Annotated in this window: 23 protein-coding genes and 1 pseudogene; 5 read left to right on the top strand and 19 right to left on the bottom strand. The window is 35.6% G+C overall.

What is annotated here, in order from left to right:
- Positions 1-7: 7 nt before the first annotated feature.
- The 3 genes from K6959_RS18350 to K6959_RS18340 all read right to left on the bottom strand — a co-directional run bounded on the left by K6959_RS18350 (position 8) and on the right by K6959_RS18340 (position 2500).
- The gene (locus K6959_RS18350) at positions 8-799 is read right to left on the bottom strand and encodes an ABC transporter permease (RefSeq protein WP_223087266.1); all 792 of its coding nucleotides are present in this window, start codon (positions 797-799) and stop codon (positions 8-10) included.
- Positions 789-1895 carry an ABC transporter ATP-binding protein gene (locus tag K6959_RS18345; RefSeq protein WP_163242521.1) on the bottom strand — a complete coding sequence of 369 codons (1107 nt, stop codon included), beginning with the start codon at positions 1893-1895 and terminating at the stop codon, positions 789-791. The genes K6959_RS18350 and K6959_RS18345 overlap by 11 nt, the downstream gene beginning before the upstream one ends.
- 62 nt (positions 1896-1957) lie before the next feature.
- The gene (locus tag K6959_RS18340; RefSeq protein WP_163242522.1) at positions 1958-2500 is read right to left on the bottom strand and encodes a helix-turn-helix domain-containing protein; all 543 of its coding nucleotides are present in this window, start codon (positions 2498-2500) and stop codon (positions 1958-1960) included.
- A gap of 319 nt (positions 2501-2819) precedes the next feature.
- Between K6959_RS18340 and K6959_RS18335 the strand changes: the two genes are divergently transcribed.
- Positions 2820-3281 carry a DinB family protein gene (locus K6959_RS18335; RefSeq protein WP_163242523.1) on the top strand — a complete coding sequence of 154 codons (462 nt, stop codon included), beginning with the start codon at positions 2820-2822 and terminating at the stop codon, positions 3279-3281.
- 497 nt (positions 3282-3778) lie between these two features.
- On the opposite strand, the gene K6959_RS18330 is transcribed toward K6959_RS18335, so the two are convergent.
- The 5 genes from K6959_RS18330 to K6959_RS18310 form a co-directional block, all read right to left on the bottom strand.
- Positions 3779-5050, bottom strand: coding sequence for a M20 family metallo-hydrolase (locus tag K6959_RS18330; protein WP_163242541.1), 1272 nt, complete (start codon positions 5048-5050; stop codon positions 3779-3781).
- 169 nt (positions 5051-5219) lie between these two features.
- Entirely contained in the window at positions 5220-7379 is a 2160-nt protein-coding gene (gene recQ / locus K6959_RS18325) for a DNA helicase RecQ (RefSeq protein WP_223087264.1), read from the bottom strand.
- Positions 7380-7509: 130 nt separating this feature from the next.
- A complete protein-coding gene (locus tag K6959_RS18320) occupies positions 7510-8655 on the bottom strand; it encodes a bifunctional cystathionine gamma-lyase/homocysteine desulfhydrase (protein WP_163242525.1) in 1146 nt (381 codons plus the stop codon).
- Complete coding sequence (locus tag K6959_RS18315) at positions 8652-9596, bottom strand: PLP-dependent cysteine synthase family protein (protein ID WP_163242526.1); 945 nt, start codon at positions 9594-9596, stop codon at positions 8652-8654. Before K6959_RS18315 ends, K6959_RS18320 begins: the two co-directional genes overlap by 4 nt.
- 11 nt (positions 9597-9607) lie before the next feature.
- A complete protein-coding gene (locus K6959_RS18310; RefSeq protein ID WP_223087262.1) occupies positions 9608-10246 on the bottom strand; it encodes a class I SAM-dependent methyltransferase in 639 nt (212 codons plus the stop codon).
- A gap of 242 nt (positions 10247-10488) precedes the next feature.
- Between K6959_RS18310 and K6959_RS18305 the strand changes: the two genes are divergently transcribed.
- Positions 10489-10785 carry a hypothetical protein gene (locus K6959_RS18305; protein ID WP_223087260.1) on the top strand — a complete coding sequence of 99 codons (297 nt, stop codon included), beginning with the start codon at positions 10489-10491 and terminating at the stop codon, positions 10783-10785.
- A 148-nt stretch (positions 10786-10933) separates the two neighbouring features.
- Here K6959_RS18305 and K6959_RS18300 read toward each other — a convergent pair whose 3' ends face one another.
- Both K6959_RS18300 and K6959_RS18295 read right to left on the bottom strand, forming a co-directional pair.
- Entirely contained in the window at positions 10934-11857 is a 924-nt protein-coding gene (locus K6959_RS18300; protein ID WP_163242528.1) for a transglutaminase-like domain-containing protein, read from the bottom strand.
- Between the two features lie 55 nt (positions 11858-11912).
- Positions 11913-12122, bottom strand: a complete 210-nt coding sequence (locus tag K6959_RS18295) for a hypothetical protein (protein ID WP_163242529.1) — start codon at positions 12120-12122, stop codon at positions 11913-11915.
- Between the two features lie 212 nt (positions 12123-12334).
- Here K6959_RS18295 and K6959_RS18290 point away from each other — a divergent pair, with 212 nt between their 5' ends.
- The 3 genes from K6959_RS18290 to K6959_RS18280 all read left to right on the top strand — a co-directional run bounded on the left by K6959_RS18290 (position 12335) and on the right by K6959_RS18280 (position 14303).
- Positions 12335-12823 carry a MarR family winged helix-turn-helix transcriptional regulator gene (locus tag K6959_RS18290; protein ID WP_163242530.1) on the top strand — a complete coding sequence of 163 codons (489 nt, stop codon included), beginning with the start codon at positions 12335-12337 and terminating at the stop codon, positions 12821-12823.
- Positions 12824-12931: 108 nt separating this feature from the next.
- Positions 12932-14116, top strand: a complete 1185-nt coding sequence (locus tag K6959_RS18285; protein WP_163242531.1) for an ArsA family ATPase — start codon at positions 12932-12934, stop codon at positions 14114-14116.
- The gene (locus K6959_RS18280) at positions 14106-14303 is read left to right on the top strand and encodes a hypothetical protein (RefSeq protein ID WP_163242532.1); all 198 of its coding nucleotides are present in this window, start codon (positions 14106-14108) and stop codon (positions 14301-14303) included. The genes K6959_RS18285 and K6959_RS18280 overlap by 11 nt, the downstream gene beginning before the upstream one ends.
- 412 nt (positions 14304-14715) lie before the next feature.
- On the opposite strand, the gene K6959_RS18275 is transcribed toward K6959_RS18280, so the two are convergent.
- The 9 genes and pseudogenes from K6959_RS18275 to K6959_RS18235 form a co-directional block, all read right to left on the bottom strand.
- On the bottom strand, positions 14716-15525 hold the full coding sequence (locus tag K6959_RS18275; protein ID WP_163242533.1) for a hypothetical protein: 810 nt from the start codon (positions 15523-15525) through the stop codon (positions 14716-14718).
- A 164-nt stretch (positions 15526-15689) separates the two neighbouring features.
- Complete coding sequence (locus K6959_RS18270; RefSeq protein WP_163242534.1) at positions 15690-15890, bottom strand: hypothetical protein; 201 nt, start codon at positions 15888-15890, stop codon at positions 15690-15692.
- A 140-nt stretch (positions 15891-16030) separates the two neighbouring features.
- Entirely contained in the window at positions 16031-16375 is a 345-nt protein-coding gene (locus K6959_RS18265) for a hypothetical protein (protein WP_163242535.1), read from the bottom strand.
- A gap of 268 nt (positions 16376-16643) precedes the next feature.
- Complete coding sequence (locus K6959_RS18260; protein ID WP_223087259.1) at positions 16644-16844, bottom strand: hypothetical protein; 201 nt, start codon at positions 16842-16844, stop codon at positions 16644-16646.
- A gap of 136 nt (positions 16845-16980) precedes the next feature.
- Positions 16981-17325 (bottom strand): hypothetical protein, encoded by a 345-nt coding sequence (locus K6959_RS18255; RefSeq protein ID WP_223087257.1) that lies wholly within the window; start codon positions 17323-17325, stop codon positions 16981-16983.
- Between the two features lie 136 nt (positions 17326-17461).
- Positions 17462-17806 (bottom strand): hypothetical protein, encoded by a 345-nt coding sequence (locus tag K6959_RS18250; RefSeq protein ID WP_223087256.1) that lies wholly within the window; start codon positions 17804-17806, stop codon positions 17462-17464.
- A gap of 250 nt (positions 17807-18056) precedes the next feature.
- Positions 18057-19250: pseudogene (locus tag K6959_RS18245) on the bottom strand (ISL3 family transposase).
- Between the two features lie 134 nt (positions 19251-19384).
- Positions 19385-20977, bottom strand: a complete 1593-nt coding sequence (locus K6959_RS18240) for an LXG domain-containing protein (protein ID WP_163243560.1) — start codon at positions 20975-20977, stop codon at positions 19385-19387.
- Positions 20978-20994: 17 nt separating this feature from the next.
- The gene (locus K6959_RS18235) at positions 20995-21273 is read right to left on the bottom strand and encodes a YwqI/YxiC family protein (protein WP_163243559.1); all 279 of its coding nucleotides are present in this window, start codon (positions 21271-21273) and stop codon (positions 20995-20997) included.
- Between the last annotated feature and the right edge of the window lie 618 nt (positions 21274-21891).

The raw sequence follows: 21891 nt of genomic DNA, 5'->3' as shown, positions 1-21891 counted from the left end.
CCATCCCTCACTTCCGATTTCCTGTAAAAATCATAATGATTGCCATTGCAATAATTAAAAACACAGCAATCGTTGCCCCCATACCCCAATCTTGGGTGACAAGAAAATGTTGTTCAATGGCGGTTCCTAATGTGATAACGCGGTTTCCAGCAATTAAGCGCGTTATCATAAATAACGATAAAGCTGGAATGAAAACTGCTTGACAGCCAGATTTTACCCCATCTAATGTCAACGGGAAAATAACTCTTAGAAACGTTGTCCATGCTGACGCTCCAAGATCCCTTGCCGCATCAACTAAAGAATTATTCAATTCTTCAAGCGCATTGAATATCGGAAGAACCATAAACGGAATAAAAATATACACAGAAACAAATACAAAACTAAAATCAGTAAACAAAATTTGCTTCGTCCCGATTCCGATTGCTTGTAAAAACGAATTTGTCGGTCCATAAGTTCCAAATATACCAAGGAATGCGTATGCTTTTAACAGCAAGTTTATCCATGATGGAACGATAATCAGTAGTAACCATAACTGTTTATGCTTTGTTTTCGTCAGTAAATACGCCGTAGGATAGGCAACAAGCAATGAAAATACTGTAATTAAAAACGCATACCAAAATGAGCTTAATGTCATCTTTAAATAGACCGGTGTAAAAAAATTTTGATAATTGCTAAGTGTAAATTGCCCTTCAATGTCAAAAAAAGAATAGTAAAGGATGAGAACGATCGGTGCAATAACAAAGAGTACGATCCATAATACGTACGGTATTAAGTAGAAATTACGTATTTTATTTACCATGGCCAACCTCTTGATACGCTTCCAGACGCTTATCAAATTCTTCCTCAGTTTCACCAAAGCGCATAACGTGGATGTCTTCTGATTCAAAATAAAGGCCGATCTCCTCACCTACTACAGCTTTTTTCGTTGAATGAACAAGCCATTCGTTCCCTGCTTCGTCATAGCAGCAAATTTCATAATGTACACCGCGAAATAACTGCGAGTCAACTTTTACTTGCAGCTTTCCTTGCTCACGCTTTGTGATTTCTAAATCTTCAGGACGGATGACAATCTCAACAGGTTCATTGTCGTTAAAGCCTTGATCGACACATTCAAATTGCTTACCCGCAAATTCAACTAAAAAGTCACGAATCATTTTTCCTGGAATAATGTTCGATTCCCCGATAAAATCGGCGACAAAACGATTAATTGGTTCATCATAAATATCAGTAGGCGTTCCGCTTTGCTGAATTTTCCCTTTATTTAAAACAAAAATTTCATCAGACATTGCTAACGCCTCTTCTTGGTCATGTGTTACAAAAATAAATGTGATCCCAAGACGGCGCTGTAATTCGCGTAATTCATACTGCATTTCAGTACGCAGCTTCAAATCAAGAGCCGATAGCGGTTCATCAAGAAGAATGACTTCGGGCTCATTCACAATCGCCCGCGCAATTGCAACACGCTGACGCTGTCCACCAGACATTTCTGTTATTTCTCTATTTTCATAGCCAGCTAAATTTACAAAACGGAGCGTTTCTTTTACTCTTTTTTCAATCTCCGCATTTTTCATTTTTTTTATCCGTAAGCCGAAAGCAATATTTTCAAATACATTTAAATGTGGAAACAGAGCATAGTCTTGGAAAACAGTATTCACTTGTCGCTTATTAGCAGGTACATCGTTCACAATTTTTCCATTAAAATAAATTTTTCCTTTTGTGGGCTCAGTGAAACCAGCGATTAAACGAAGGATTGTCGTTTTACCGCAGCCTGATGGACCGAGCAGCGTATAAAATTTCCCCCGTTCGATTTCAAAGCTAACATCTTTTAATACAGGTGGATCTTGGTCGTATTGTTTTGTCACATGTTCAAAGCGAATGATCGTATTATTTGTCACCTGTGCTCACCCCTTGTTGAATAAGTATTGTTCTTCTGCGTAAAGAACAGATCAATTTCACCTTATAAATAAGACTCAGTAGCAACAAGAAGTAATTGTGATGGCTCGTTGCAGTCATTAATTATTTGGTGCTCCTCTGATGCATGAAAATAAATCGCTTCGCCCGCTTTTGCAGAAAAAATTTGCCTGCCAAGCTTAATCTTAATTCGCCCTGTTAGTACGAATGCAAACGTTTCAGATAGGGATGGTTCAAACTGTTTAAACTCGCCGTGAGGCTGAAGCGTCAATCTAATCGGCTCCATTTCATTCTCATTCGATTCAGGCACAAGCCATTGAATTTCATAGCCGCGCTCTTCATCTATGAATTCAGTCTGATCATCTTCTCCATAAACTACTTTCTGTTCTCGCTCTTCCTCATCGAAAAACTCTTTTGGTGCACAGCCAAGCACTTCGAGAATATTAAAAAACGTTTCTATTGATGGAGAACTCAAATCACGTTCAAGCTGTGAAATATACCCTTTGCTTAAATCAGTACGCTCTCCAAGTTCTTCTTGAGTTAACCCTTTTTTCAACCGCAAATTTTTTATTTTTTTTCCGATTCGCATTTTATTACCTTCAATCAAAGTTTATTATTAGTAAACTTATAGTCATAAAGTTTATAAATATTAAACTAATAGTTTACTTTTAACCCTAGTATATTATACATAATTAATTGAAAACTGCAACGAGAAATAACTAACATTTTTAAAAAATGATATACAAATTTTGAACAGTCATGATGATACGAGGGATTATTTAATTTCGTGTAAAAGCGCAGTCCTATACAAACCAAGCCTCTAACACAAAGTTATCTAACAAGAAGGATTATTGAAATTTAAAGGGAATATATATAAGTTAGTATGCTTTACAAAGGAGGAGTCAGAAGTGAGTAATACGAGTCAGTTTATCCAATATTTTCTCGCTCATCGGAATGTTACTGTAGAACTTGTAAGCAAAATTGAAAAAGAGCATGATAACTACAAGCCAACCCCAACTTCAATGTCAGCAAAAGAGTTAGTGAACCATATGCTCTACTCTTTTCACTGGTTTGTTGAAATAGTTAAAAAAGGGGAACCAGTCCCGTATCAAGAGAACAAAGAAGAAACAGAAGCAAACCTTCTTGAACTCGCAACGTCGTATACTGAAAAAACAAAGAACTTAATTGAATCTCTTACAGACGAAGATTTAAATCGTACTATTGATTTAACAGAAATCTTCGGTCAGAAAATGAATGCGGGACAATTATTACAAATGGCAATGGATCATGAAATTAATCATAAAGGAAACTTATTTGTCTACGTACGTGAAATGGGCCACACTGAACTACCTATGTTCATAAGCAAATAAATGATGAAAACCGACTCCATGTACGATCAAAATTCGGTTGAGCTTGTATAAAAGTCAATATTTGAAGCAACTGTCCGAAAGACTAGTTAAAAATGCTTGTCAGTCAAGGCGTGCTGTACGAGGCGGAAACGAATAGATCAGGCGTTCATGAGCTTATAAAAGAATGCGAGCGCTTGTCAACAGTTAGAACCGACTCCATGTACGAATAGGAGTCGGTTTTCATGTCATATTATTCAGCTTCAACGGATTTTCTAAATTGACTAACTTGTTGTCTCGAAATCCAAGTAGGGTAATGAGATACAAGCGTAGGCACAGACTAGCCAAAGCGTAAACATAATCACTTGATCTTGTGAAAATTTCTGAAAAATAGAAACTATATTAATAGCAATAAATACACCGATTGTCGAGCTCCAAATTCTGACCTTAATAATCGCATACTTTTATTTCACTGTAAGGAGTCGTTTAAATAAAACAAAGTATTAATGCATCGGAGCAGCCTAATAAATATTGTCCAATCTTTTTTGCATTTGTTGGACAGACCGGTATAAAAGCTCCGTTCCTAATGAAATGTCTTCTATCGTTGCATATTCCTTTGGATTATGACTAATGCCTTTCTTACATCTCACAAAAATCATTCCGTAATCACATACGTAAGACAATGCTAATGAATCATGAAAAGGACCGCTCATTAGCTTTGGCGCTTGAATACCTATTTGTTGTGCTTCGTTTTCCATCATGTCTTGTATCCAAGAAGCACAGTAGCGCGGCTCGCTATTTGTATCTTCATTAATCGTATATGTTAATTTATGCTTGTGGGCAATTGCATCAATTTTTGACTTTAGTTCGTCTTCAAGCCGATGACGGCGCTTAATATTAATATCCCTTAAGTCAATCGTAAAGCTTACTTTTTCAGGAATGATATTTCGTGAATCGGGAAATACACGCAGGCTTCCAACTGTGCCAACTGTCGGGGCGGAAGGATCCTTACTTGTTAATTCCTGAAGCGCAACAATTACCTTCGCTGCTCCTACTAATGCATCTTGACGCATACTCATCGGTACAGAACCAGCATGACCTGCAAAACCTTCCATTTCTACAGTCGCCCAAAGGGGACCTGCAATTCCTGTTACAATTCCGACAGGACTATTTTTCTCTTCTAATATCGGCCCTTGTTCAATATGAAGCTCAAGAAATGCCGCAATACTGCCTTTTTTATACTCAGATTCTGAAAGCTTCTCAGGATCGCAGCCGAATTGCGTTAAGGCTTCACGTCTTGTCATTCCTTCTTTATCTGTTCGATCCAGTTCTCCTTCTTCAAGCATTCCACATATCCCTCTTGAGCCAAATAAACCTTTATTAAAGCGCGATCCTTCTTCATCGGAAAATGCAATCACTTCAATTGGAATATTTGGAATGATATTTTGCTCTTTCATCGTTTCCACAACTTCCAGTGCTCCTAATACACCGATAACCCCGTCAAATCTTCCCCCATAAGGCTGTGAATCGATATGGGAGCCGAGCATCAAGACAGGAGCAGTTGATTGCTTTCCTTCCATGCGCCCAATTAAGTTTCCAAAATGATCAATCCGTGTGATTAATCCAGCTTGTTTCATCCAGGCTTGCACTTTTTCTACTGCTAACTTATCCTCAGCGGAAAAAGCAAGTCTAGCAACACCTGTCTCTCCAATTTGTCCGATTTTAGACAGTTCCGTCATGCGTTCAGAAAGACGTGTGCGGTTAATTGTAAACGCTTTCAATTCCAAACGAATCCCTCCTACCCTATTAAAAAAGCCCTCATATCGTAATGTAATCCCTTAAAACTCTTTTGTCATTAGACATTATGTAAAGTGTTTTCATTTAAGACATAATTTTTATTCAAACCATGCAAGTCAGGGTTTATTAACAGTAAATCCCCCATAGTATTTCGGGGGATTTTATTTATTGATTTTTTTGCAAATAAGCTTTAATCATAAAAAAACTGACTTCAGCTGGCAAAAGTTCTTTTATCGGTGTTAATCTTTCTGTTCCAGCTTGCTGAATGGCATCTTTAATGAGAGAAACATATTTTTTAGGAACAAATGAATCCCAATCAATTTCCATCCCTTCTTCGCCACATTTAATCAGATGACCTTCAACCGTTCGTTCTGTCAATGCTCTTTCAGCAGCAATCTGTTCAATCGTCCTACCAGCAATTAGAAGCTGATAAGTAATATGGTGGCTTTTAACCTTGTTGCTGCGAGAAGAAACTGCTTTTGCCGTCATGTCTTCAGTTTGGTTAACAGTTCGATTTTCTTGGATGCCATTCTCTTTACAATATGCCGTTATTTCATTTAAAAATGCTGCTCCATATGAAGTTAATTTCCGCTGACCGACTCCTTTTATTTGCAAAAGTTCAGCTTCAGTTCTAGGTAGAAATGTACTCATTTCCCTTAATGTTTGATCTGAAAAAATAATATACGGGGGTACTCTTTCTGACTCGGCAATTTCTTTTCGTAAACTGCGTAACACTTCAAAAAGAGCATTATCAGCAGCAATTTTTGCTGCACGAACTTTTTCTTTGCGAAATACTTGTTCTTCCCCCCGCAATACAGAGACTGCTTGACTCGTTAACATTAAGACTGGATAAGCTCCGTCAGATGGACGTAAATACCCTTCTGCCGTTAAAAAGTCAATAAACTCATTAACTTCCTTTTGTGTTTTGTTTTTCATAATGCCATATGTAGATAATTGATCAAAGCGAAAACTTTTTATTTTTTTATCAGCAGAACCTGTTAATACTTTCGTAATAAATGTTTTTCCGAATCGTTCATTCATTCTTTTTATACACGAGAGCACCATTTGCGCTTCAACTGTGACATCAACTTGTTCTCGATCATCTGTACAGTTCCCGCAAGTTCCGCACTCTTGCACATGTGGTTCTCCGAAGTAATGGAGAATATATTGTTGAAAACAAGACTCAGTATGACCATAAGCTACCATTTTACGAAGCTTTGCATATTCATGTTCTTTTCGTTGCTCGTCCATTTCAGATTGATCGATTAGAAATGTTTGAATATGGGCATCTTGCGGTGCGAATAAAAGTATGCATTCACTTTCTTCGCCGTCACGACCAGCCCGTCCTGCTTCCTGGTAATATGACTCCATATTTCTTGGAATATGATAATGAATCACATAGCGGACATTTGATTTATTAATTCCCATTCCAAAAGCGGATGTAGCAACCATTATATTAATATCATCATATAAAAATTGTTCCTGATAATGATCCCGTTCTCGTTCTGCCATACCGGCATGATATTTTCCTACTCGAAACCCTTTTTTATATAAATAATGGTGAAACCGCTCCACTTCTTTTCTTGTAGCTGCATATATAATTCCGGCTTGGTTGCTATTTTTTTGAATATATTCAGTTAGAAACAAGTCTCTATTTTGTCCTTTTACTACTTTGAAGCGCAGATTTTCACGTCCGAAACCGGTCAACACAGTATTTTGTTCATCAATATGAAGTAAATCGCAAATATCGTTTTTTACTTGTGGCGTTGCAGTTGCCGTTAGTGCTAAAACCGTCGGCTTAGGATACAGTTTATTAATCAAACGTTTAATTAGTAAATAGCTTGGCCGAAAATCATGTCCCCATTGAGAAATACAATGTGCCTCATCAATCGCTATTAGCGATACTTCAATCCGATTTAAAAGCTCTAAAAAATCTGGTGATTCTAAGCGCTCCGGTGCGATATATACGAGGTTATATTGTTTATTCATGATGTTGTTCAAGCGTTCATGCATTTCTGCAACAGTGATCGTACTATTAAGAAAAGTCGCTGAAATACCAGCTTGATGAAGTGCATCTACTTGATCCTTCATTAAAGAAATAAGCGGAGAGATGACAATCGTAATCCCTTGTAGCATCAGCGCAGGAATTTGATAGCAAACAGATTTTCCGCCTCCAGTCGGCATAATTCCGAGCGCATCTTTATTTTGTAGTACTTTCTGAATAATCTTATCTTGGCCTTTTCTAAAATGATCAAATCCAAAATATTCATGAAGAAGGTTATTAGCCTTTGCCAGCACATTACTCCTCCTCTCTTCTTTAATCATATTCTATCATTTTTTAAAAAACTAAGTTCTGCTTATTTCATACCACCATCGGTATAGTTGAAAAATGAAGAAGCTAGAAGCATCTCCTTCGCTTCTAGCCTTTTATCATTTACTTAATAAACCTATTTTCTCATTCAACAGCACTTAATTGTAATACACGATCTAAGTCTTCAATTAAGTCGGCAGCATCTTCTAAGCCAACGGAAATACGGATAAGACCGTCTTCAATTCCTAGCTCAAGTCTTCGATCTCTTGGTATCGATGCGTGAGTCATTAAAGCAGGAATAGATATTAAGCTTTCAACAGCTCCTAAACTTTCTGCAAGCGTGAAATATTTTAATTTTGATACGATTGCTAATGCGACCTTTTCACTTTCAACTGTAAATGAAACCATTCCGCCAAAGCCTGTTGCTTGCATTCGATGAATATGATGACCAGGGTGATGAAGTAATCCCGGATAATATACTTTTCCGACGGCTGGATGTTTTGTTAAAAATTCAACAATTTTATTTGTATTATGTTCGATTTCTTGCATTCGTACGCCAAGTGTTTTAATCCCTCGGATTAGTAGCCAGCTGTCTTGCGGTCCAAGAATTCCCCCTGTTGAATTTTGAATAAAGTGAAGTTCTTCCCCAAGCTGCTTATCTTTTACTACGACAAGGCCAGCGACAACATCACTATGCCCGCCTAAATATTTTGTTGCACTATGAATGACAATATGAGCTCCCAGTAAAAGCGGGTTTTGCCAAAAAGGGGTGCTAAACGTATTATCGACAATAAATAGTAAATCATGTTTAGCAGCAATCTCACTAACTTCTTTTATATCTGTAATTTTTAAGAGCGGATTTGTAGGTGTCTCAACATAAATCGCTTTTGTATTTGGACGAATTGCTTCTTCTATCGCTTTTACATTACTAGTATCGACAAACGTTGTTTCAATCCCAAAACGGTTAAAAACTTTCGTCATGATCCGAAAAGTTCCTCCATATACATCATCCGTAATAATGAGATGAGTGCCTGCTGAAAATAGCTTCGTAACAGCAGAAATGGCGGCCATTCCAGAGCCGAAAGCAAAACCTCGTTCACCACCTTCAAGATCAGCGATAAGTTTTTCCAATGATTCTCGTGTTGGATTTCCAGTTCGGGCATATTCGTATTTAAAATTTCCGACCCCATTTTGTTTAAACGTACTAGCTTGATAAATTGGTGTCGACACTGCTCCTGTGTATGGATCTTGACTCGTTCCGCCATGAATAAGTTTCGTTTTTTTTCTCATTTACTATTCACTCCAAAAGATTTATTTTCCAAAGAATAGATTCCACTACTAATATATCTTTCACTGCTATCAGGAAAAATCGTGACAACATTTGTACCCGGCTTCGCCTTTTGCGCTTCTTTTAAACTAGCAGCAAGAGCCGCTCCTGATGAACTTCCAACTAATAAACCTTCTAAACGGGCGATTTCCGCTAGGCGAGTAAACGCTTCGTCATCTGAAATCGTATATATTTCATCAAAATACGCTGTATCAACGAAATCTGGAATAAATTCCATTCCGATCCCCTCTGTCCGATGAAATCTCGGATTGCCTCCGTTTAAAATTGAACCTTCTGGCTCGACGATCACCGTTTTGATATGTGGAATTCTTTCTTTTAAATATTGAGACGTTCCCATAAAAGTTCCACCCGAACCTGCCCCAGCAACAAAAATATCGATCTTCCCTTCAAGAGCTTCGTAAAGCTCAGGACCAAGACTTTCATAATACGTTTTAGGATTTGAATGATTATGAAATTGACCGGGATAAAAAGCTCCTGCTATCTCTTCTACTAGAGCCTCGGCCTTTTTAATTGCCCCCTCCATTCCGAGCTCTGTCCGTGTATTCACTACTTTTGCCCCTAAAGCACGCATTAACGTCTGTTTTTCAATACTAAATTTTTCAGGAGTAACAAATATTGCGTTCACTCCAAAATAGATAGCTGCAAGTGCAAGACCAATCCCTGTATTACCTGCCGTCGGCTCAACGATGGTCCCGCCTTTGTTTAACTTTCCTTCTTCCATTGCCTCCTTTAACAAAAAATAGCCAAGGCGATCCTTTACACTTCCTCCGGGGTTAAAATATTCCAATTTGGCAAATAACCTAACATCGTTCGGAAATGAATATGATTTGATTTCAACTAATGGCGTATTTCCGATTAATTCATGCACACTTTTCACTTTCATAGACTGCCTCCCTACATAATTTTTCCTTCAATTAACCAAACAAATGGATTCATTTGGACAAATGAAACAGAAAATTTATTTTCCTCAAATAACCGTCTCATGGTACTTATCGTAGTATAGTATTCTGTCTTTAAATCTTGCACAAGCCGATCAAAGCCATTACTTTCCGCCTCGCGGATTTTTTGTTCCTTTGCCGCCTCATTTAGAAAAACTGTATCAGCAAAAACAATTTTCCCGGAATTTTTTAAAATTTTACGATATTTATTGAGTGCCTGCCCTTTTTCATTATCTTTTAAATGGTGAAACGCATACGTGCTTACGATTGTATCGATAGGTGTTTCTGGTATTTCAAAAATTAGAAAATCACCTTGAATAATTTTTGCTGTCGGCAGCTTTTGCTGGGCAATTTCTCTCATTCCTTTTGAAGGCTCAACACCATACACTGTCTTTCCATTAGTTAATAGCTTTTTTGTTAAATTACCTGTCCCAACTCCAAATTCAAGCACGCATCCTGACGCTTTATTTGCAACTGTTGTTAAAATCTGCTCATATTGAGCAAACACCTCTTCATATTCTCGATCTTTCCCCAAAACCGTTTCATCATAGCAAGAGGCCCATTCATCAAATAGCTGATTAAATTCTAGATCCATATCCCCCTATTCCTCCTAATTCCTATTGGATTAATCAGGATTATTATATGATTTAATTTACCAGTTGTTTATGGGAAAATCAATTATTTTACACAAAATGTGATTTCAAGGGATTTATCTTTCGGAAAGATGAAAAGGAAAGCTTTATTCATACAGATGAAACTAACAGTCTTTATTGTTTTTTTTTTAATGACAATTTAAAATATCATTTATAAAGGAAATTTATTAAAGAAGGTGATTTTTTGGTAGGAGAAAAGTTTGTTTTTTTCAGACCCATTTTTTATTTATTGCTTATTTTCATGATCTGTCATTTTGCATATTTCATTTTTTTAAAGAGGAAAATAAAAGGCAAGCATGTCATCATGCTGAATTCCTTTTTTTTACTGTTAATTTCATTAGTATTATTATTTCAAGAAGGGATTATTGTTGATCATTTAGGGTTAGGAGGAGATCCTATTACGTTTTATATAACATTGATTATTTCTATCATTTTTTTCGTTGGATTCCTTTTTTACGGATTAAAAAAAGAAGATTCTTAAAGAACCTCCTTAGACTGTTGACAAACGAACATATGAACTATTATTCGCTTTCGCCTCGTATTACACGCTCGACTAGTTTTTCGAGCAGTTACTTCAAATATTGACTTCTATAACCTCCCCTAGTATTCTGCCATTTTATATAACGCACTTATGAAAAGATGGAAGACAGAAGTGATAGCGTAAATAAAAAAGTTAATACGCTAAATAGCAATACCCTCTCTCTGCGCAATAAAAAAGATAGCCCAATCATAACAAATAAACTGGCTTTTACAACCGGAAGCGACGAATGTTCTGTAAACAATTCAGCTAAAAAGGTGAGCAGTAAAAGAATGAAAGCTCCGTACTTCATGGAAAGCAAAAGGCTTCTCATTCCCGACTCTTTCACCTTCCAAACACCGAGATAGCTAGTCGCTTTCGGTTTAGTAACAGGCTCTGCCAAATTTTCGTTATCAAATCTTACATAAACAGGCTGCATGTATGGTGCATTCCCATTTAAAGTCTGGTATCCCCAGTAAAAAGGGCGATCCTGAATGATGTAAACAGAATCAATTTGCTTAGGTATTTCTTCTCCCCGTATATGTGGATATTCTGGATTTAACGGTAGATCAGCATCGAATGAAAAGACAATCCGTTGATTTTCTGTTTGACCAAAATATTTCTCCCATGGCACTGTTTTAATATTACTAAATAAAAATTGCCATTTCTTTTTCTTTTGAACGTGTGCCATGCTGCAATCAACCGGAATCCAACCCTTCCCTTCGATAAAAGCCTCATTCCATACGTGCGCACTTAGTTTACCAGTTGCCCACGTCCCTATTAATGTTCTGCAAGGGATTCCGATTGCTCTGCAACATGAGGAGAATAAAGAGGAGTATTCTCCGCAATCACCCCTTTTTTCCTGTAAAAAGGATTTGGCTCCTCTTTTTTTAGGCGGGTAATGATACACAAACTGCTCCACTATATAGTCAAAAAGCAGCTTTGCCTTTTCCAGATTATTTTTCCCGTCTTTTGTAATTTTACTGGCGAGGCTTTTTATTTCGTCGTCAACAGGTGATAGAGTTGTAGATCTCAAATAAAATCGTCTCTCTTCATCTGAAAGATTTTTTCTATCATCTCCGCAATAAAGATCAGAGAAGCTCTAACGTCTCCATCTCCTCTAATTCAAAATAAGCAATATCTTGATTAAATAAACTTGTGATTTTCTTTGGCTGATGGCTTTGATGTTTGATGTGAACTTGCTGATGAAGGCTATTCGACTTTGGGAGTGCTAACCAAAGCTGTGTGATTCCTTTTTCTTTATTCGTGTAAGTGTAGGTAACGTGTGCGGATTGACTCATTATTCTTCCTTTCTTTAACTATTTTACAATATTTCTGTTTTTGATTATTTGTGGAAAATAATACCACAGTTAACCAATTATTAAAAGCATTGCGGAATTTTTCCGAAAATTAAAGCCGTTTTTAAGGGGATTTTGACCTTGACAAATAAATGTAAAGCATATAAACTAAAAACAAATATTATGATCATCGAAATATTCGGAGGATGAATTATTTGATTAAGTATGAAGATTTTCTCGATTTTATGCTCGATAATGCTCGGAAACTCTTCTATCCTGAGGAATGGATTAATATCGATGTTTCTTTATCGAAAACAGAAATATTTTGTCTTCTCTTAATGAAGCGTAACAACGAAGTAATTATGAGTGAAATTGCTGAATCACTTGGTATTCCGATGAGTACTGCAACAGGCGTTATTAATCGCCTTGTAAAAAAAGGCTATTTAGAACGTTATCGAAGCGAGACAGACCGCAGAATTGTTGTGATTCGCTTAACTGAAGAAGGGCATAAGCTTGGAGAAAAAGTGAAAGCATTAGCTTCACGATACTTTAACCTTATGACTGAAGTATTAACGAAAGAAGAAACAGAAGCACTCTTACAAATCTTCAAAAAAATAGTTACCCATCTCGGAAGCAAAAAAACTGGAGAAACATCAAAAGAGCAGCGTTCTAAAACTGAAATCAAAAACATCACAATCGATTAACGAATTAAATGCTTTTAACAAAGAGGAGTTTCCCTGCTTTGTTAAAAGTTTGACCATTATTACGATGATCGTAATATACGATACTCGAATATTAAAGGAGGTTTTCGCATGAGAATTATTTTATATACAGGAAAAGGCGGCGTCGGAAAAACTAGTATTTCTGCGGCAACGGCAATTAAAAGCGCACAGCAAGGGTTAAAAACGCTAGTGATGAGTACTGATCCCGCACATAGCTTAGGAGATTCTTTTGGGATAAAATTATCTTCTGAACCACAGCAAATAAGAAAAAATCTGTGGGCACAAGAAATCGACACAACGTATGAAATGGAAAAAGGATGGGGAAACATTCAACATTATATTACTTTACTTTTTACTACTAAAACAGTCGATGACATTACAGTTGAAGAGCTGACAATGTTCCCAGGCATGGAAGATTTAATGAGCCTTCTTCGAGTCCTTCAATATTACAAAGAAAAAACATACGATGTTATCATTATTGATTGCGCACCAACAGGAGAAACTTTAGCAATGTTAAGCTTTCCCGATATGCTTGGCTGGTGGATGGAAAAATTATTCCCGATACAACGAAAAGCATTAAAAATTGTCCGCCCAGTCGCACAGCCGCTCCTTGGGATTCCCCTCCCGACTGACGATATAATGAGAGAGCTCGCTCATATTTTAGAACAGTTAAACGAAATGCGACAAATTTTTTCCAACCGTGAAGTGACAAGTGTCCGCATTGTCGTAAATCCTGAAAAAATGGTCATAAAAGAAGCACAGCGAAGCTTTACGTATTTAAATCTTTACGACTACAACGTTGATGCAATTATGATTAATCGAGTCATCCCTGACAACGTCTCTGATCAGTACTTTCAAGTGTGGAAAAAAATTCAACAAAAATATAAAACAATGATTGAAGATAGCTTCCAGCCGATCCCACTTTATAACGCACCTTTATTTGAACAAGAAGTCGTTGGCATGAATATGCTTGAACGGCTAGGGGACTCTCTTTTCCAGCAAGACGAACAGCCAACAGCGATTAAATTTAATTTACGAACACAGCACATTACAAAAGAAGGGAACAACTATGTTTTCTCTCTCCAGTTGCCATTCTCACATAAAAAAGAACTGTCTTTAAACCAAAAAGGAGATGAACTTATTTTACGGGCTGGTTCCACGAAGCGAAATATTATCTTGCCAAGAACACTTACCCATAAAAGTATTTTAGGGGCTAAGTTTGACGAAGGCACATTGAAAATAACGTTCGGTGAGTTGGAAAAACATGAACAATGAACTTATAAAAACAATTGTCCGTTTGAAACTGCAAGCAGGAATGCAACTCTTAAATGTAATGCCTGCTCAATGTCAAGAAACAGGGAAACAATTGCTAGAAGCATTGCATGAAGAAATCGAAGCTTCTTTAGTCAGCCGAAAAGAGAACAATTCAAACTCTGAATTATCTCATATTAACATTGAATAAACAGGATAAAAAACCGGATACCATCCTTTTTGTGGTATCCTCATCTTATTTTTAAGCGCTGAGTTATAAAAAAGCAACTGAACTAACGGTTTAAAAATGAGTTGGAATAACAGAACTGATAACACGAACGCCCCAATTATAGAAAGAAACAAGAGGAATTTCGGTTTAATCCAAGCATAACGCATAAACTTTTTATTTAATAAAAACGGAATACATAATAAAATTTGTACATCAAAAAAAATTTGGTGGGTGTTCATACACTGCCCAAAATAATCGATCATCACACTTCCTGATAATAAAACTAAAAAACTATAAACTCTTTGAATTCCCATCCAACCAGCTATAAAAAGCAAAATGAATGAATTCTACATCATTTAGTGATCATTGCATTTCATCTCTCTTGCCTTAGTTGTTAACCTTCCTCATTAATTAAAGATGCTGTATGCCCGACATTTTCAAGAAGTGCGTGCCATTGTTCTAGCCCTTTTAATTGAATGAGAACAGGAGCAGTTTGATCGTCAGTATATTTAACAACCCATACACCTTTTGAGGATGGGAGAAAAAAGACGATATCAGTTAGCAATGGGTCATCTTCAAGCGAAGGAATATGAAGACAAGAAATGTTGTTAAGAAACCACTCATTTTTCTTTAAGTCATCGATAAATAGTTCAAAGCTTGTTCCCTCTTCTTCCAAAAAGGTACTCATTTTGCGTACTTTTTTAAGATTGCGTTTCTCACTTAATAAATCAAAAGCCTCATCTGTCAATCGAAACTGTTCATTAGCATCCAATGATTCATCAGAAAAGGAATAATAATCCTGTATCAGTTTTGAAATTTCTTCTTGTTCTACATAAGCAAATTCATGAAGAATCTCTCGGTCAACGAGATGAAGAAGCCATGTGCTTTCTTCAATATAGTGAAAAATTAATACACCTTGTTTTTCTATATTTGGGCAACGTATGATCCATTTAGAGTTTACATAAGAGTGAATAAATTTTTGCATTTCATCACTTAATGGAATTTCGTTACGCTTATTTCTTTCTTCATCCCATATTTGTTTTAACATCAATTGATGAACAGTTGTATCCACAATCGCCTCCCACTCTTTTAAAGATTTCTCTCCTGTTAAGCCATCTATTAACATCTTCGTAAACCTAGCGTGGCCACAAAGACCTACTAATAAAACCAGCTCTTCGTTCGTACAAGTCAATAAATGTTTCATCTTCTGTCTCCTTTAAATATATTAAATTGGCTAACTATAATAACAGCCAATGAACTAACGGTTTAAAAATGAGTTGGAATAAAATAACTGACAACACGAACATCCCGATGATAGAAAGAAACAAGAGAAACTTCCGTTTAATCCATGAATAACGCATAAACTTTTTATTTAACAAAAAAGAAATACATAAAAAAGTTTGTACATTTCCAAAATAAATTTGGCGGGTCTTCATACACTGCCCATTCAAAATAATCGGTAATCACTCTTCCTGATAATAAAACTAAAATGGTATAAACTATTTGAATTCCCATCCAACCAGCTATAAATAGCAAAATTAATTCAACATCATCTGGGGATAGTTGCATTTTACTTCTCCTGCCTTTTTTACTCCATTCAACGTAATGGAGATTAAAAAGTAATATTTTCTAGAAGCTTTCTTATTCCAGTCCTTTTCATCTACTATTCTTCTCTCTTCAGAACATTGCTAACATTAAGGACAATAAACTTATAAAAACAGCCAATGAACTAATGGTTTTAAAATAAATTGATATAAAATAACTGACAACACGAACATCACGATGATGGAAAGAAACAAGAGGAACTTCCTTTTAATCCATGAATAACGCATAAACTTTTTGTTTAGGTAAGGGCCAGCGCCAAAAAAGAAATACATAAAAAAATTTGTACATTTCCAAAATAAATTTGGCGGGGCTTCATACACTGCCCATTCAAAATAATCGGTAATTATTCTGCCCCCTATTAAAACTAAAAAGCTATATACTATTTGGATTACAAACCAACCAGCTATAAATAGCAAAATTAGTTCAACATCATCTGGGGATAGTTGCATTTTACTTCTCCTGCCCTTTTTTACTCCATTCAACGTAATGAAGATTGAAAAGTAATACTTTCTAAACTTCCCTTATTCCATTCCTTTTAGTCTATTATTCTCTCTTCAGAACATATCTAATATTAAGAACAATAAACTTATAAAAATAGCCAATACACTATTGGTTTAATAATTATTTCATATAAAAGAAATGATAAAAAAAATCATTCCGATAATCGAAAGAAACAAGAGGAACTTCCGTTTAATCCATGAATAACGCATAAACTTTTTATTTAACAAAAAAGAAATACATAAAAAAGTTTGTACATTTCCAAAAAAAATTTGGCGGGTCTTCATACACTGCCCATTCAAAATAATCGGTAATTATTCTGCCCCCTATTAAAACTAAAAAGCTATATACTATTTGGATTACAAACCAACCAGCTATAAATAGCAAAATTAATTCAACATCATCTGGGGATAGTTGCATTTTACTTCTCCTGCCTTTTTTTACTCCATTCAACGTAATGAAGATTGAAAAGTAATACTTTCTAACTTCCCTTATTCCATTCCTTTTAGTCTATTATTCTCTCTTCAGAACATATCTAATATTAAGAACAATAAACTTATAAAAATAGCCAATACACTATTGGTTTAATAATTATTTCATATAAAAGAAATGATAAAAAAATCATTCCGATAATCGAAAGAAACAAGAGGAACTTCCGTTTAATCCATGAATAACGCATAAACTTTTTATTTAAGTAAGGGCCAGCGCCAAAAAAGAAATACATAAAAAAGTTTGTACATTTCCAAAATAAATTTGGCGGGTCTTCATACACTGCCCATTCAAAATAATCGGTAATCACACTTCCTGATAATAAAACTAAAAAGCTATAAACTATTTGAGTTACAAACCAACCTACTATAAAAAGCAAAATTAATTCAACATCATCTGGGGATAATTGCATTTTACTTCTCCTGCCTTTTTTACTCCATTCAACGTAATGAAGATTGAAAAGTAATACTTTCTAAACTTCCCTTATTCCATTCCTTTTAGTCTATTATTCTCTCTTCAGAACATATCTAATATTAAGAACAATAAACTTATAAAAATAGCCAATACACTATTGGTTTAATAATTATTTCATATAAAAGAAATGATAAAAAAATCATTCCGATAATCGAAAGAAACAAGAGAAACTTCCGTTTAATCCATGAATAACGCATAAACTTTTTGTTTAAGTATGGACCGGCTCCAAAAACGGAATACATAAAAAAATTTGTGCATTTACAAAAAAAATTTGGCGGGTCTTCATACACTGCCCATTCAAAGTAATCGGTAATTATTCTGCCCCCTATTAAAACTAAAAAGCTATATACGATTTGAAGCCCCATCCAATTAACTATAATCAATAAAATTATTTCAACATCATCTGGTGACAGTTGCATTTTATTTCTCCTGCCTTCTTAATTAAAATATTTATTTTACAATCATAGAGCACAAAAAATTTTGTCTCTTCACCATTGTTTGTGATTCGGAAAAAAATCTGGTAATTAGTTAGCTAGATTGGAGCCACTCAAAATCTTTCCTTCTTCAGCTTACAAGCTGGCTAGTTGGTGGAAAGGAAGCGGTCAAGTGCTTTCCTTGACGGCTTCTTTTCCACCAACTATTATTTACTACATGCTGAAGAAGGAGTGGCTAAGCAATCTGTTTATTGTAAGTTTTACCTGTACACTTCAAAAATACACGTGTCCTGAATCTTTGAGGATTTCTATAGCCATAAGCTCGTCGTTTAATATTCTTAATTTTATGATTGGTGCCTTCTGTCCTTCCATTAGTATAGGGGGTATGAAAGTATTGCAAAATTTGATTTCGCCATTTTTCTATCGTCTTAGCTACATGATGAAAAGCAGGAAATGGGCTACTCCATGCAAGTTGAAGCCATTCTTTTAACAACTGATGAGCTGTTTCATAATCTGGAGATTGATAAAAATCTCTAAATAGTTCTTTAAGATAATAAGCATAAGCTAAACATTCATTGTCTTCTAATAACTCATTTAGACGTATTCGTTGTTTTTCATTTATATTTTTTTAGCTTTTAATTAGGCAAAATCTTACTTTTTTCAAACCAGGTATATTCTTACGAACTTGGTCTAATGCCTGAGTTACTTTTTGAACGACGTGATACTTATCAACAATAACCTGTGCGTGTGGGAAAAGATTTTGAATCGCTTTATGAAAGGGATTCCACATATCAATCACCACGTTTTTTACCCGTTCGGGATGACTGACTTTCTGTGACAAAAGTTCCATAGTAGAGGCACAATGACGATTTTGATGCATACCCATCACCGCCCCTAAATCAGCATCATAAAGAACGGTTTCATAAGTATGTCCCTTTCGAACGGCCACTTCATCCAAGCTTAACGTGATTTCATGATCTTTTTGCCTTTCATGGATGAATGCCTCCTGTTCCTTTGCTTTTTCATGAGCAACCGAATAGAAAATACGTTCCACTGTTGAGTAAGCTATTTTATATTTCCGGCTTATGTCTTGAATGGTTGTTCCGAGTACTTGTTCATAGATAAACTGGCGAAAACGGTGGGTATAGTGCTGATGTGATCCTACAGATTCAAAAGAAGAAGAAAAGACTTCTTTACAGTTTTGGCACCGATATCTTTTCATGTGAATAATAAGAAATATTGGTTTGTTTAATACAAACAAATCAAGTACTTTTCTTGTCCTCCTATCATGGACAGACGAGGAATGAAATCCACAATAGATGCAGCGCTCTTTTCTTTCTTTTTTCTCTACATGAACAAAATAATGCGTATCAAAAATCTCACGTTTAACTACTTTAAATTCTGACAATTCTAGTAACACGGAAAACATTTTAGAACCTCCTATTAATGTTTTGTTTGGTGCTAACATTATTACCAGGAATTCAAAAATGTTTTCCTTTTTATGTTATTTCACAAAAAGTGATGATGAATCAAAATTTGTACATTATTTTTTTACTAGTAAATTTATTTAAACCAACTTTTAATAGATTTAAACGCTTTTTTTATTTTTCCAAACCCTTGCTTAGCAAGCCTTCCAATTTCCTCACCTAAATCTCTAACCCCTTCACTTATAGCAGGAATCATAGAAATAATCCCACCTCCGAGACCACCAGCTAATGCTCCGATTACCATCCCTTTTGGACCAAAAGCTTTTCCAAATCTTACTCCTAATGCCGCCCCAGCCCCTACAGAGAATGTATCTGCCCCTGCACCAGCTAGAAAGCGTCCTGATTTTTCAGCCAAGCTTTTATTTTCATTTTCCGGAGCGACAAATTCTGTTGCATTCGCAGTGATTGTTATCGCATGTCCAGCGATCGGGATTGCTTTGGCAGTTCCTTTCCAACCTTTAGACATTGCTTTGTTTGCCATCGTGTCTTTCACACTTAATGTAACTTGATCAGGCACTGTTCCGATAAAATCGCTTCCTTTTTTAATCGGTATATTGTGCCATTCTTTACTAAAGCCTGCTTGGACTTTTAAAAATTCTGCCGGGCCATTGTAAGCAGAGAGTCGCTTTTGGATATAGTTTAAAGCTGGATTTTTTGACGGTGTTTCGAGCTTCTGGAAATTACGCAAAGTACTGGCGAATTTTGAAGCATAATTCCCTCTACTTGTCCATGTGGGATCCGCTTTAAGATAAAATTGATAATCTCCTTTAAACTTTTGAAACATTGTCGGGTTGCCTTTATAGACAATTTTCAACGTACCGCTCGCAAAAGCACTTGTTGTGATAATCAGTTTGCCCGCAATAAAACTAAGATCTGTAAAAAATAATCCTTGATTTAACTTACTAAAGTAAGTAAAAATGTCATGAGTGTTTATTGTATCCTCCACTTCAGTCTCAGTTACATCCTTTACTTGATCAACTGTCGCAAAGATTTCTTTATGTCGAAATTTACTATCATTTAACGATAGGCCTTCTGGCAACTCGACTAAACCGTTGTTCCTTGAAAAACCGCTTTCTAATAATTGAAACTTCCCTTCTAAATCACTTAAAAATCGCTCCATTGATTCAATGTCTTTTTCTAACGGCTCAAGGGAACTTGCTTGCTGTTGGTCAAAGGCGTATAATTGCTGAATTGTCTCTTTGTATTGGTTTTTTGCTAGAGTCATATTAAATAACAGTTCTTCGTTTTGAATCTGTGGTAAATGAACGATGTCACTTATGGCATCTAATGCTCCATTGATCTCATCTATCAATTCGGTTGTTGTTATTTCAAGGTTTCGTAAACCTTGTTCGACGTCATTTTCCAAAAAACTTTCGCTAATAAATCCATTTTGCGCCGGCTCAAATTCGTGAAGAGCATGTTGAATTGCTGTTAACGACTGTTTATAGTTTACAATAAACTGAGTTAAAAATAATACAAATGGCAGATGATATTCCTTGAAAAGCATTATGATCGAATAACCTGTTCTTCCTTTTAAGGATTCATTTAAAGAAGTGGCGATTCCTTCTACGCCTCTTTGAACTTGTTTCAGCTGTTCATCTAGAAATTGTATTCTTTCAAGACTTTTATTAATTCCTTCGTGAAAAGCTTGGACATCCAATACTTTCATTTCACTCACCTCCTACTTTAACGTTTCCTCATTCCGGCGGCTAGCGTTTCATCCACTTCGCGCAGCTTTTGAATCGCTTTATTTGCCATGCTTTCATTATTCAATAAGATCTTTTGATATCGCTTCAAGATTTGTTGTAAAGATTCATTTAATTTATTGACCTTTTCTGCAGTAATCATGTCCTGGCAAGCTTGAATAGAGCTGGCGATAGAGGTTTGAACAGCAATAATAGCCGTTCTCAGCTCGGCAAGCTCCTTTTCAACTTCTGCATACACGACTTTAATTTCATCACTCATTTAAAACACTTCTTTCCTTCCGTTCTTTTAACGAGCTCATACTTTTTTACTATTATTTTAATGGTCCTTTATAATGTGAAACGATTTGCTTGTTGATTGTTCTAAAGTTTAAATGCCTTTTTAGAAATGATTTCTTCTTTCATACTAGATTTTTTATCTGCGATTGCTTGTAGGAACGATCAAATTGACTATTTTTCATATCTCGATAACTGAAAACAATTCCTAGTCCGTGTAATTCATCAAATTTCTTCGCCCAACTTCCTGCCCATTCAATTGTCGTTAATTGAGGCTCCAAACATAAGTGTTCATTAGCGAAATACTCTGATCATTTTTAATCTGAACTTCATATATTGCTAAACGTTGTAGCTGCTCTTTTTTCATGTTTATAACGTGTATTGAGAAGACAATAATTGGTTCATTTATCATCTTTGCCTTTCTCTTATTTAACATATATTTTAAGTGCATCTTTTTATACACATTTTAAACATTTGTTTTATTTTATTACTATATTAATATCATATGTTAGTTGTTAGTTCTAGTATAAATAGTGTATTTTTAGGTAAATAGTAGTTATTACCCATGTTTATTTTTAGTTTAGTTCCCCTATATTACCACTAC

The organism is Bacillus aquiflavi (assembly GCF_019915265.1).
GTDB lineage: Bacteria > Bacillota > Bacilli > Bacillales > Cytobacillaceae > Bacillus_BT > Bacillus_BT aquiflavi.
This window is presented reverse-complemented; position numbering and strand designations above follow the sequence as displayed.